This is a genomic window from Arthrobacter sp. 2762 (assembly GCF_040548745.1).
In the GTDB taxonomy this organism is placed as follows: Bacteria; Actinomycetota; Actinomycetes; order Actinomycetales; family Micrococcaceae; genus Arthrobacter.
The window spans coordinates 236,251-248,662 of the sequence record NZ_JBEPSI010000007.1 but is presented as its reverse complement, the minus strand read 5'-3'; the positions used below and the strand labels follow the sequence as shown (position 1 = coordinate 248,662).

At 62.8% G+C, this 12,412-nt stretch carries 12 protein-coding genes; 6 read left to right on the top strand and 6 right to left on the bottom strand.

Translation table 11 applies throughout. The features are described from left to right. Positions 1-59: 59 nt before the first annotated feature. The 3 genes from rsgA to ABIE18_RS15050 form a co-directional block, all read right to left on the bottom strand. Entirely contained in the window at positions 60-1,247 is a 1,188-nt protein-coding gene (gene rsgA / locus ABIE18_RS15060) for a ribosome small subunit-dependent GTPase A (RefSeq protein ID WP_499723492.1), read from the bottom strand. Positions 1,248-1,471: 224 nt separating this feature from the next. After that, entirely contained in the window at positions 1,472-1,924 is a 453-nt protein-coding gene (locus tag ABIE18_RS15055) for an NUDIX hydrolase (RefSeq protein WP_499723491.1), read from the bottom strand. A 41-nt stretch (positions 1,925-1,965) separates the two neighbouring features. Continuing rightward, on the bottom strand, positions 1,966-3,762 hold the full coding sequence (locus tag ABIE18_RS15050; protein ID WP_499723490.1) for a glycoside hydrolase family 35 protein: 1,797 nt from the start codon (positions 3,760-3,762) through the stop codon (positions 1,966-1,968). A gap of 50 nt (positions 3,763-3,812) precedes the next feature. On the opposite strand from ABIE18_RS15050, the gene ABIE18_RS15045 reads away from it, so the two are divergent. Continuing rightward, positions 3,813-4,835, top strand: coding sequence for a pirin family protein (locus ABIE18_RS15045; protein WP_499723489.1), 1,023 nt, complete (start codon positions 3,813-3,815; stop codon positions 4,833-4,835). Between the two features lie 31 nt (positions 4,836-4,866). Here the strand turns inward: ABIE18_RS15045 and ABIE18_RS15040 are convergent, their stop codons facing one another. After that, the gene (locus tag ABIE18_RS15040; protein ID WP_499723488.1) at positions 4,867-5,802 is read right to left on the bottom strand and encodes an N-acetylglucosamine kinase; all 936 of its coding nucleotides are present in this window, start codon (positions 5,800-5,802) and stop codon (positions 4,867-4,869) included. Positions 5,803-5,842: 40 nt separating this feature from the next. Here ABIE18_RS15040 and ABIE18_RS15035 point away from each other — a divergent pair, with 40 nt between their 5' ends. Then, positions 5,843-6,877 carry a nitronate monooxygenase gene (locus ABIE18_RS15035; protein WP_499723487.1) on the top strand — a complete coding sequence of 345 codons (1,035 nt, stop codon included), beginning with the start codon at positions 5,843-5,845 and terminating at the stop codon, positions 6,875-6,877. On the opposite strand, the gene ABIE18_RS15030 is transcribed toward ABIE18_RS15035, so the two are convergent. Beyond that, the gene (locus ABIE18_RS15030; protein WP_499723486.1) at positions 6,852-7,826 is read right to left on the bottom strand and encodes a LysR family transcriptional regulator; all 975 of its coding nucleotides are present in this window, start codon (positions 7,824-7,826) and stop codon (positions 6,852-6,854) included. The genes ABIE18_RS15035 and ABIE18_RS15030 overlap by 26 nt on opposite strands. A gap of 106 nt (positions 7,827-7,932) precedes the next feature. On the opposite strand from ABIE18_RS15030, the gene ABIE18_RS15025 reads away from it, so the two are divergent. From ABIE18_RS15025 to ABIE18_RS15015, 3 genes are all read left to right on the top strand, one after another. Continuing rightward, complete coding sequence (locus tag ABIE18_RS15025) at positions 7,933-9,195, top strand: MFS transporter (RefSeq protein ID WP_499723485.1); 1,263 nt, start codon at positions 7,933-7,935, stop codon at positions 9,193-9,195. Beyond that, positions 9,192-9,854 carry a TMEM175 family protein gene (locus ABIE18_RS15020; RefSeq protein ID WP_499723484.1) on the top strand — a complete coding sequence of 221 codons (663 nt, stop codon included), beginning with the start codon at positions 9,192-9,194 and terminating at the stop codon, positions 9,852-9,854. The genes ABIE18_RS15025 and ABIE18_RS15020 overlap by 4 nt, the downstream gene beginning before the upstream one ends. 114 nt (positions 9,855-9,968) lie before the next feature. Continuing rightward, positions 9,969-10,475, top strand: coding sequence for an Lrp/AsnC family transcriptional regulator (locus ABIE18_RS15015; protein WP_431115861.1), 507 nt, complete (start codon positions 9,969-9,971; stop codon positions 10,473-10,475). A 6-nt stretch (positions 10,476-10,481) separates the two neighbouring features. Here ABIE18_RS15015 and ABIE18_RS15010 read toward each other — a convergent pair whose 3' ends face one another. Further along, entirely contained in the window at positions 10,482-11,717 is a 1,236-nt protein-coding gene (locus ABIE18_RS15010) for an MFS transporter (protein WP_499723483.1), read from the bottom strand. 169 nt (positions 11,718-11,886) lie between these two features. Between ABIE18_RS15010 and ABIE18_RS15005 the strand changes: the two genes are divergently transcribed. Further along, positions 11,887-12,375 (top strand): Lrp/AsnC family transcriptional regulator, encoded by a 489-nt coding sequence (locus ABIE18_RS15005; RefSeq protein ID WP_216925165.1) that lies wholly within the window; start codon positions 11,887-11,889, stop codon positions 12,373-12,375. Positions 12,376-12,412: the final 37 nt, after the last annotated feature.

Here is a 12,412-nt window from a genome sequence, read left to right as displayed (position 1 = left end):
TAGCCAGCGCCACCGACGATGTCAGCGACGCTACGTATTCCGTAATGAATCGGCAATGTTCAGCGTTTGCGTCGTTTGCCGCCCTTTGCTGCGCGCTCCTCGGCTTGATCGTGCCGGTGTCTTTCCGCGGCGCGCTGTCCCCTGTCCGCCGACATCACCTTTTGATGCCATTCGCGCTGATAGGCCCGCCTGGCTGCGGCATCGTGTTTCCGGTTGAGGGCCGCCAGTTCGCGTTGCAGTTTGAGGTAGCTTCCCCACCGGCGCGCGTCAAGGCTTTCGTCGGCGAGCGCCTCCTGCACGGCACACCCCGGCTCGGCCTGGTGGGAGCAATCGGCGAAGCGACAGCGGGCGAACAACCCCTCGAGGTCGCCGAACATCTCCTCCATTCCCTCCTCGGCGTCGAACAGCCCAAACCCGCGAACACCCGGAGTGTCCATTAGCACGGCACCGCCTCCCAGAGGCACCAGTTCCCGGGAGGTGGTGGTGTGCCGCCCCTTGCCGTCACCGGCACGCACCTCACCCGTTTCCTGGAGATCGCGCCCGGCGAGGGCGTTGATGAGCGTTGATTTGCCGGCGCCCGAAGGGCCGAGCAGCACCAGCGTGGCCCCTTCCGGGATGTGCTGCCGGAGCTCCTCCAGGCCGTCGCCCTGCTCTGCGGACGTGGTGACCACCTTTACTCCGGCGGCTTGAAGAATGACTTCGCCTACAACGTCGTCGGCCAGGTCCGCGAGGTCGGCTTTGGTAATGACGACCAGGGGGGTTGCCCCGGAATCCCAAGCGGCCACGAGCGTCCGCTCCAACCGATTATGGGTAAGAGGCCGGTCCACGGGCACTACTACCGCCACGATGTCGATGTTGCTGCCCAGGATTTGTTCCTCGGAGGATGCCTCGAACGCGCGCTTGCGGCTCAGTGCCGAATGCCGTGGAAGAACCTCGACGATGGATGGCTCACCGGCGCGGTTGTGCCCCAGCCACACCCAGTCCCCGGTGGCGGGGACGAGGCCATGCCCGGGATAGGGGAGATGGAGCAGGCCGCTGTTCGAGGCTACGAGCACGCGGTTCCTGTCGAGGCGGACTACCCTTCCCGGAGTGTTGTCGCTCGTGTCGCCGTCCGTAGCCGGGTTGGTGCGGAAGAGTTCAGCGGTGCTTTCGGTATAGCCGTAGTCTGTTGGGCCTTCCAGGCGGTTGCCGTCGCCCGCGTTGCTGAAACTGATTTTTGGGTCGCTTGAAGAAGCGTAAGTATTCACGTTGGAACCTCTGCTGAGGCCCCGGCCGCCTAGATTTGGCAGGCTGATGCCGGGACAGGAATGGTGGTGTGATGATGGTGCGCCGCGCGTGAATGCGGGGCGCGCAGGATTATCGCAATCATCAGTTCCACCTCCTCGGCATCCAGGCCGGCAGCTGGCGGGCCGGCAACGTTCTACAGCGTAGCCAAGCCAAGGCGCTTTGGCTAGGTTTTTTGAAGTCGCGCTTAGTTGAGCTTCCCGTCAGCAGGCCGCTCATTGTGCAGGCGCAGCGCCACGTCCACCAGGGAGACCCGGTTGAGTTTGCCGATGTCCTCCAGGGGAATCCATGCCGCATGGGTGGTGCTGCCGTCCACCTCGTGCGTCAACTCGCCACCGACGATCGTAGCTTCGTAAACCAGTCGCAGCGCTTGGAAGTCCCGCGGCGAACCGTCTGCCCGAGCTTCTGCGGGCCAGTGCCCGACGTCGATGCCCAGCATGCGATCAATCCGGGCCTCGTAGCCGGTTTCCTCAAAGACCTCGCGGCGGCACCCGTCCACGGGGTGCTCCGCGAGGTCCAGTCCCCCGCCCGGCAGCGTCCAACCTTCTTTGCCGTCCTGCTTCCAGTAGGCGAGAAGAATCCGGTCCTCCTGAATGATGACGGCGTAAGCGGCAGGGCGGGTGTCGAACTCCAGGGTCATGGTGTCAGCTTAGTTGGCAGCTACTTCTGAGTCGGTCTGCACTAAGGCAATTCGGCCGCCGTTATCGGCCCCGCCTCTTCCGGGCCAAGGTCCGGTCCTTCGCGGAGCTCGACGACGGTTCCCGCCTTGACGAGCTCCAGCACCCTGATGCTGTTCAAGCCGATCTTCACCAGAGGTGCAGGGGCGTACAGGGTGACCTGCGGCCCCTTGTCCCAGTACCGACCCAACAGGAAGCCGTTGAGCCACACGAAGCCCTTTCCAGAATCAGGGAGTGCAATATATGTATCCCCCGGTTCCCCAACCTCGAATTCCGCTCCCGCCAGTCCTTCAAGATCCTCGGGCGCCCATTCCGCCAAAGCCACAGGCGTCTGCGTCCAATGGAAGGTGTAGCGCTGATTGATCAGGACGCCGCCCAGGATTCCTTTGCCATGCCCGGTCAGAGGGCCGTAGTTGATGCGGCCCAGGTTCTCCACCAGGATCTCCAGCTTGGCCGGGACGCCGGTTCCGGTGACAGCCAACCCTTCAGCCCCATTCACATCGTCCAGGACCCCGGCAAACTGACCATCCACCCAAATGTAGGCGCGGTCATTCAACCCTGTGATTTTCAGGCGGCTCTCCACCGGAGCCTCGGGGCGTCCGGGGAGAGTCGCTTCGGCTGCATAGAGGACCATGCCGGCGTCGAGCCCCAACTGTTCAAAAGTGAGCGGTTTGACGCTGCTAACTGGCTTGCCCGTATCGCGGACGAGCTCCAGCAGGCCCCGACCTTCCGTCAGGGCCAGCGACTGCGCTGGAAGGACCGGCGCATCCGCGAGCAACTCAACGGGCAGTTCAGGAAGGTCCTGAATGCCCTGGGCGCGGTAGAACTCCTTGCGGAAGGCATGGAATTTAGGCGTCAAAGCTCCGTTCTCGGCAATGGGGGCATCGGAGTCGTAGCTGGTGACCGTTGGCTGGAGCATGGTGCCATCGTGGTTGCTGCCCGATCCCAGGCCAAAGTTGGTCCCGCCATGTGCCATGTAGACGCATACCGATCCACCAGCATCGAGCATCTTCCGTGCTTCCACAGCGGCGTCATGGGCGTCGCGGCGATGGTGGTGTTCGCCCCAGTGGTCAAACCAGCCACCCCAGAATTCGACATTGAAGAAGGGCTCGTCCGGTCGGCGCCGCTTCCAGATTGAGATGGCCTCACCACCCCGGCTTCCCAACGTGGCTGTCGCCCAGGTTCCGTCCACGGAGCCGCCGTCGAGGAAGTAGTCAGTACCGCCGTCGGCTGTGAAGAGCAGCTCAGTGATCCCTCGCTCCTCCAACGCACGGCGGTTCCAGCGGATGTACTCGTGGTCGTCGCCGTAGCTGCCATATTCGTTCTCGATCTGGACGGCGACGACGGGACCACCGGCCGATGCCTGCCGTGAGGCGACATGTGGGAGAAGGTGATCAAACCACTCCTCGATCGCGGCCGTAAACTGTGGATCCATGCAGCGCAGGCCGATCCCGGGGATTCCAGTGAGCCAGGCCGGGAAACCGCCGTTGTCCCACTCCGCGCAGATGTAGGGTCCTGGCCGGACAATGACGTCCAAACCTTCCTTCGCGGCGAGCTCGATGAAACGGCCAATGTCCCGCCAGCCTGTAAAGTCCGGCGCCTCTTCGCGCTTAGGCTGGTGGAAGTTCCAGGCAACGTAGGTGTCAACAGTGTTGGCGCCCATGGCCTTGAGTCGACGCAGCCGGTCCTGCCACAAATCGGGGTGAACGCGGAAGTAGTGGATGGCTCCGGCAAGGATGCGATACGGTTCACCCGAACGGTAGAGGACGGCGTCGTGGTAGCTCAAAAGGGCGTTGTTCACACGGAACAGATTAGCTCAATTTCCAACATTTATGCACAGGTGATGAACACATGACCAATCTTGATACTTCTCCGGCGGAGCAAGTCTGCCCCGCTGCCCATGAAGGACAAGGCCCGTGCGTCCAGCTGTGGCCACAGCGTGAAGTTCCGCTTGGTGGAGTCCGCGCCATGAACGTGTTCCGCACCTTGCCCCAGCGCGGGTTGCCCACCGTTGGTGCTTGGTGCTTCCTGGACAGTTTTGGTCCGGACCGTGTGGCAATGAGCGTTCTGCCCCACCCTCATTGTGGCCTCCAAACCGTGACATGGCCGCTGGAGGGGGCCGTGAGGCACCGCGACAGCGTGGGAAGCGATGTGGTGGTCAAACCGGGTGAACTGAACATCATGACCGCTGGCCATGGAATCTCCCATTCGGAATTCTCGGTCCTGCCTGCGGCTACGGTGGCCGGAGCGGATGACGAGATTCCCATGTCGCGGGGACTCCAGTTGTGGGTTGCACTCCCTGACGAGCACCGGCACCGCGAACCCTCCTTCGAGCAACACAGCGAGCTACCAGTGGCTGTTGGCGAAGGCTACACAGCAACAGTGATGGTGGGTGAATTTGCCGGTGAACGCTCCCCTGCCACTATGTTCAGCCCCATCGTGGGTGCTGACATCACCGGCGCAGGTACGCTCCAGCTTCCACTGCGCCCGGACTTTGAGCATGCAGTGTTGGTGCTGGACGGCCACCTGGTCATCGACGGCGAAGACATCGAGCCGGGCCCCCTGGCCTATCTGGGTGCTGGCAGGCACAACCTGATCGTAGAGGCCCAACCGGATACCCGTTTCATGCTTTTGGGTGGCGAACCGTTCGGGGAAGACCTCTTGATGTGGTGGAATTTCGTGGGACGTACGCACGAGGAAGTGGAAAAAGCGCGTTTGGAATGGGAAGCCGAAGGCCTGCTCGACGACGACGCTGCCGCCGCTTCACGCTTCGGATTGGTCCAGGGCCATGGTCCTGACGCAGGGCCGGAAGCCGGACGCATTCCCGCGCCGCCGCTTCCGGGCGTCAAGCTGCGTCCCCGTACCCGGGGCTGAGGTCCCCATACCAGAGGCTGAGCTAAAGGCGTTACGCCCGCTGCTCGGCCACAAGCCGGGGGACGCCGAACACGGGGTCCTGCTGGAGAATCCGGACATCGACGATGCCCCGCTCGGCGAGCCGTGCCTTGAATGATTCCTGCAGGCGGCGGACGTTCATGCCCAGTCCGCTGCCCAGAATGACGGGACCGTCCAAGCCCAGTTGTCGAACAACCTGCTCGGCCAGGTCAGCCAGGTCCTTCCCCGCTTGGTCCACCAGCCTGGCGCTGGTTTCATCACCGGCGTCGGCAGCCTCGACGACGAGCCGCGCTTGTTGCGCCCAATAACGGCGACCGGTTTCCGGGGAGTGGAACAAGGCGATCAGTTTGCCGGGCTCTTCCACTCCACAGGAGTCCAGGAGGGCACGGCTCAGGGTGTCCGGCTCAAGTCCCTGGTTCATCCGTCGCAAGCTGTGGCGCACGGCTTCGCGGCCCAGCCAGTAACCGCTCCCCTCGTCGCCCAGAAGATAACCCCATCCTCCGGCCCGGGCCTCCTCACCGGCCGCGTTCCTACCCCACGCGGCAGAACCGGTTCCGGCGATCACGGCGACACCTGTGCTTGCTCCCCCCGCTGCCAGGAGCAGCCGGGAATCGTGAACCACCGTGATGCGTGCCCGGGGGACGTGTGGAGAGATGAGGTCGGCGAGCGCTTGCGCGTCCTCATCGGTATCAATTCCTCCGGCGCCCGCGTAAACCTCGTCAATGTCACCGCCGCCGATCTTTCCGAAAAGTTCGGCGAGATTTGCCATGGCCTGCTCGCGGCTTACGTTCTGCACATTGGAGCTTCCGGCGCTTTCGTCCCGGACGGGAACGCCGTCTTCGAACCTCACAGCCCGCGTTTTCGTGCCGCCGATATCCAGCCCGATCACGGTACCGGTGATTGCCTCCGGGGACGCGTGGGAATGCATGGCAGAGTCAAGATTGTTCACCGTGAAAGACTAGCTTGGAGCGCCCCGAGGAGAAACCGCAATGTCGCATTCCCTGTTTGATACGCCTTTCATTGCAGCGCCCATGGCTGGAGGAACATCCACTACCGCCCTTGCGCAGGCAGTTCAAGCCGGCGGCGGCTTGGGTTTTCTTGCCGCCGGTTATAAAAGCCCCGAGGCCATGACGGCCGAGATCGCAGCTGCACGTGCCACGGGCGTCCGTTTCGGAATGAACGTTTTTGTGCCGGATATGGCGCAACTCTCCCCGTCCCCGGCGGCGCGCGCGAGGATGGAGGCGTACCGGACGGGACTTGAAGCAGAGGCGGCACGCTACGGCGTGGCAGTCCCAGCCCTTCGATTTGACGACGACGACGCCTGGCAGGACAAAATCGACGCACTGATCGCGGATCCTGTGGAGTTCGTCAGCTTCGTCTTCGGGCTTCCGGGACGCTCTGTGGTCAAGGCCCTGCAGAAGGCCGGAACTGCTGTCATCTCCAGTGTGACCAGTGTTGCCGAGGCCCTTGCCGCCGCGGAGGAAGGCCCGGATGCCCTTGCGGTGCAGCATAGTTCCGCAGGAGCACACACGGCGGCGTTCCTCGCGCCCGAGGCAGGCGAAAACGCAAGCGGCACGACGGCGGGTCTCATCGCCCAGGTGCGTGCCGCCGTCGACCTTCCGCTGATTGCGGCCGGCGCGATCAGCGACGGTCCAGCGCTTCGCGAAGTCCTGGCTGCTGGTGCGGCAGCCGCGCAAGTTGGTACGGCGCTGATACGCACGGAGGAAAGCGGAGCCCGGCAACCGCATAAAGATGCCCTGGGCGACCCGCGCTTTACGGAGACGGCCAGGACCCGGGCCTTTACGGGACGATTCGCCCGCTCGCTGGTCAACGAGTTCGTCCGAGATCACGCGGACGCGCCAGAGGGTTATCCGGCGATCCATCACCTGACGGCGCCGATCCGGGCAGCAGCATCGGCGGCGGGTGATCCTGATCGCCTTAATCTGTGGGCGGGCACCGGTTGGCGATCCGCAAAGGAAGGATCCGCGGAGGACGTTGTCAGGGGTTTCCTGAGCGCGCTCTGACAAGCTCGGCCAGCAACGCTTCGCCCTCCCCGACCACCAGCTCACGGAACAGCCTGACGGCGTCGGGTTCGAAAGTGCGCTCCCGCCAAGCCATGCCGATCTGACGGAAGGCAAGGTCGGATTCGATGGGAACTTCCACAAGTCCCAACTCGGCCCCCGGCAGGAACTGGCCAGTTCCGGAGCCCGGCCCGGCGGGAGGCAGGATGCTGAAGCCCAGACCGGCCGCGACCAGCCCCCGGACAGTGTGGGATTCCTGGACTTCAAAGGCGGTCCGCGGACGGAAGCCTGCTTCACGCAACAGCGCTTCTCCCAAGGACCGGAGGCCGACGCCGGCCGGCAGCGTGACGTAGGGGTCATGCCTCAGTTCGGACAGGTGCAGGCTTGAGCGGCTCGCGAGGGGGTGTCGATAATGCAGCACTACGCGCAGCGGCTCCCTGTAGAGGGGCAGGGAGTGGATGCCTCTACCTTCCGGGGCGATCGGTGCGGTGAGGGCGAAATCTGTATCGCCCCTGGCCAGTTCTTCCAGGCAGTCGTCGCGCGGACCCTGCCGGAGCTCGAAGACCGTATGCGGATGGTGGCCGCGGTACGCGCTGATGAGCAGGGGCAGCGTCGCTTCACCGAACGTGTGCTGGAACGAGACGCCGATGCGGCCCCTCACCACGTCCGATTCGTGCCTTACCCTGTCCAATCCGGCTTGGAAGTCTTCCAGCGCCGCTTCGATATAGGGCAGCAACGTCCTTGCCGCCGGAGTCAGGCGGATGCCACGCCCATCACGAACAAGAAGATCCATCCCCACAATCGCGCTTGCCCTGGCCACTGCACGGCTCACCGTGGACTGGGGAACGCCGAGGAGCTCAGCTGTCTCCGTCATATGCTCCGTCCGGCCCAACTCTGCCAGAACGGGCAGGAGCGGCAGTAGCTGCACAAGCTGTTGGTGATCCGGTTCCATGTGCCTGCCGTTCCGCTCCAGCATCAGTAGGAATCATGCATTTATGAATAGATCATAAGCGAATCATGCATTGGAACGCACAGTCCAGGAAGCCTAGTCTGGGCCAGTGACTAAAACAGCCGTGAGCGTTACAGCATGGGACGGGCACGCCAAGGGTTCCCGTGGCTACCGACGTGTGCTTGCTGCATTGGCCTTGGCCGGCGTCGCTACGTTCGCCCAGCTGTACTCCACCCAGGCGGTCCTGCCACTTATGGCCGCCGACCTCCGAATCTCCGCAGCAGAAGCCGCACTGAGTATCTCCCTGGCCACCGTGGGACTTGCCGTCAGCGTCCTGCCGTGGTCCTTCGTCGCAGACAGGATCGGCCGGGTTCGTGCAATGGCCATCGGCATCGGAGCAGCAACGGTGCTGGGGCTGGTTGTTCCACTGGCACCGACCGTTCCACTGGTCCTGGGACTGAGAACTCTTGAGGGCATGGCCCTGGGCGGAATCCCAGCCATAGCCATCGCGTATCTCAACGAAGAAGTCACCAAGATCCACACGGCACTGGCGGCCGGAAGCTACGTTGCTGGAACCACGCTCGGCGGGCTTGCCGGACGCTTGGTCGCGGGTCCAGTGGGAGAACTGTGGGGGTGGCGGGCAGCTGCGCTGGCAGTGTCCCTGCTGGCCACCGTCTCCGCGGTCCTGTTTGTGGTGCTGGTTCCCAAACAGCGACGTTTCATGCCGGCGCCGGCCAGCGGATTCCGAGGAGCCTTGCGCACGCTGGGAAGCCATTCCAGAAACCCCAAACTGTTCTCCCTTTACCTTCAGGCATTCCTGCTCATGGGTGGATTTGTCGCGGTTTATAACTACCTTGGATTCCGGCTCCACGGTGAACCATTCGGACTTCCCACCACGCTGGTGAGCCTCATTTTCCTGGCCTATCTGTCCGGTACCGTAAGCTCCCGATGGGCGGCCGGACTCACCACGCGCTTTGGGCGGCGTAATGTCCTGCTCTTTGGGATTGTCATGATGATTGCCGGACTCGCCCTCACGCTGGCAGAAAACCTCGTGGCAACGTTGATCGGCCTCGTGGTGTTTACTGGCGGCTTTTTCGCAGCCCACAGCGTGGGTTCCGGTTGGACCGGCGCCATCGCCACAACAGGCCGCGCCCAAGCGGCATCGCTCTACAACCTCTCCTACTATCTGGGGTCCAGTGTCATCGGCTGGGCGGGAGGCCTGGCTTTCCAGGCATTCGGGTGGCCTGCTTTGGCGTGGAGCGTCATGGCCCTTGCCGTGACGTCGGCGGTAATCACCGCCGTCGTACATCGCTCACCGCCGGCGCAAACGAGGCCGCTTTCGGCCCCGGAACCCCTACAATCGGAGGCATGACAGAGGTCACAAGTTCCCGGGAGCTGTCCTCGCCGGAACGGCTGCAGGCGTTTACCGATGCCGTGGTGGCGATCGCCTTGACGCTGCTGATCCTTCCCCTCATGGAGAGCGTTGGTGAACTGGCTGACCATAAAGGCACCACAGCCCAGTGGTTTGCCGAGGAGCGGTATCCCCTCCTGGGATTCGTCCTTAGCTTCGTCCTTATCTCTGTTTTCTGGGTGCACCATCACCGGCTGTTCCGCAACGTCCGGCTCGTGGACTCAGTACTTTTGTGGCTGACTATCGCATGGATGTTCACCATTGTGTGGATGCCGGTGGCAACTGCACTGTCAACACAGATGCAGGGGGATTGGGCGCAGCCGCTTGTCTACATAGGCACCCTTTTCGCTACGAGCTTCCTGCTGCTGCTGGCTCGCGTCTATCTTCGCTCGCACCCGCACTTGCATGACCTGGACGAGGCGGCCACGGGGTCCGGGATCCAGGCCGGGACCATCGTGGCGGCGCTCTTTCTCGCCGCGCTGATCTTGGCCCTCATAGTTCCGGACATGGGAAACCTGCCACTGCTCCTGATGGTGCTCAGTGAGCCACTCCGACGGCTCTCCCGGCGTCGGGGCCTCAAGAACAGCGAGCGAAAAGGTCTGGACACAGCACAAAAATAATCCACGTTGAACCGGGGTGACCTCAGACAAATATTCGGGAACTGCAAGCAGGAACGAATGGATAGCCAGGATTTCAGTGATTATGATGAATGAAAGGCAATTTCAGGAGGATCCGTGAGCAACCCCGCGAAGAATGTTCGGCCAAATTCAGGCAGCGCCGAGCCGCTGGACGCTATTGATGAACGGATCCTCGCCGCTTTGGTGGAGGACGCCCGCATCTCCAACAAGCAATTGGCAGAACTCGTGGGAATCGCTCCCTCCACTGCGCTGATGCGGACAAGGGCCCTGTCCGAACGCGGGATCATCGAAGGCTTTGAGGCGATCCTCAGCCTGCCGGCAATTGGCCGCTCGGTGCAGGCGCTCATTGCTGTCCGTCTCCGCGCCCATGATCGGGACCAGATCGACCGCTTCACCGCACGCGTCCCGAAGCTGCCTGCGGTGATCTCCACATTCCACACAACAGGCTCCGTGGACTATCTTCTGCACATTGCTGTTGCCAATACTGACGACCTCCGCAACTGGCTGCTCGATAACCTCGCTACCGATCCGGTGGTCGGACACACAGAAACCACCATGGTCTTCCAGCACATTCCCGGCAACCGCGGTCCGCTTCCCGAGTAGCCAGGCTCAAGCGCGCCGGGCACCCCTGAGTGAAGCCGCAGCGAGCGCCAGGGCCGCAACCCCGCACAGCACGGTAAAACCAACGACGGCGGCCTGCAAGCCCAGCGCCGAGACCGCCAATCCCAATCCAATCACCGGAACCGCGCTTCCCAAATAGGTGATGACGTACACCGTGCTGATGACCTGCGCATGCCGGGCTGCCTCGACCTTCCAGGCAACCTCGTTGAACACCTGACGGAAGGCGATGCCCTGCCCTGCACCCGCAGTGACGCTGGCTGCAACCAGCAACAACGGACTCGACCAAGCTGCGGCAGCTCCCACCAGGAGTATTGAGATGCCCAACACCGCCAGGGCAACGGGGACCAGGTAGCGACCGCGGACTCCCACCAGCTGGCTGAGCGCCGATGCACCCAAGGTCACCCCAGCCAGCAGCCCGATAAGGGGTCTGGAATCAGCATGCACCACCGTTGCGAAATACCCGGGAGCCAGCGACAGACAGAAGCCAAAGACTGCGAAGCTCAGGAAGCCAACTGCCGATGCCATCCAAAAGGCACCGCGTGCGTGACTGGAAATAGCGGGTTTTCGTGGAGCGAGAAGCTTGAACGCCGGCTTTCCTGCAGCGGGGGCAATCGCGGGCCTTGCCTTGAGTAGCCACAGTGGAACAAGCGTGGCAAGCAGCACCCCGGAGTGGATGTAATAGGGCGTTCGCGTAGCGTCCGGAAGCAGCGACAGGAGACCACCGATCGCGGGTCCGGCAGCCACGCCACCAGCCGAGGAGAGCAACGTGAAGCGCGAAGCCCAGTCAGGCCTCTGGGGCAACAGTTCACGCAGGGCTGCGGAGCTGGCCCCTGTGGCCAGCCCTACTGCCACGCCTTGGAAGGCCCTGCCGAGGGACAACATGCCAAGACTGTCCGCATTCGCGAAGATGATGCCGCCCAGCAAACCCATGACGACGGCAAGCACCAGTGCTGCCCGCCTCCCAATGTGATCGGACCAGTGCCCCGCCACCATCAGGGCCACAACAAGCGCCAGTACGTAGCTGGCAAAGGCCACTGTGACGCCCAAGGAGGACATACCCAGGCTGGCCTGCAGCAAAGGATATAGAGGTGTGGCCAGGTTTGCGCCCACCAGCAGCGTGAACATCACTATGCCGGCCAGGACCAACCTTGCAGTGGTGGTTGCATCCCAACTCCAGACGCCGGCTTTGGCCGGACGCATGCGGAGTTCGCTCAAGACAGTCATTTCCGTGCCTTTGATTCGGGGCTGCGCGGGGGTTTCCTGTGGGATGGAGGGCGCAGCCAGGTTTCGGTAGCAACAGATTGCCGCAGTACTGCGCTCAACGAAGCAGGAACGTGGGAAAATTGAGCAAAATACTCAAAGTCGTGTCGTATAAGTAAGCCGGAGTGACCATTTGAATACCTTGGACCCGATGGACTTGAAGATCCTCCTGGAACTCATCAAGGACCCCCGCATCCAGATCGCCGAGCTCAGCGATTCCCTCGGCATCGCCCGCAATACTGCGCAGAGCCGCCTCAAACGGCTGCTCCGGTCCGGGGTCCTTCAGGCAGCAGGCCGCGAAGTGGACCTCGAAAAGGTGGGGTACGACGTCGTAGCTTTCATCACCATTGAAGTGACCCACCGCGAACTCGATGGCGTCATCGGCGCCCTGCGGCTGATTCCACAAGTGCTGGAGGTCCACGAAATCTCCGGACGTGGAGATCTCTGGTGCCGCGTGGTGGCAACCGATACGCATAATCTGCAATCCGCGCTGAGGTCCGTCCTGCGTACCAAGGGCGTCATCCGAACAGAAACAGTCCTGGCCCTCCACACGCATATCCCCTACCGCACAGAGCCTTTGATGGAAAGGTTGGCCGGTTCCACCAACACGCGGTCAGCATGAGCGCTTGAACACGGTTCCAGGGATGGCACCCGATTAG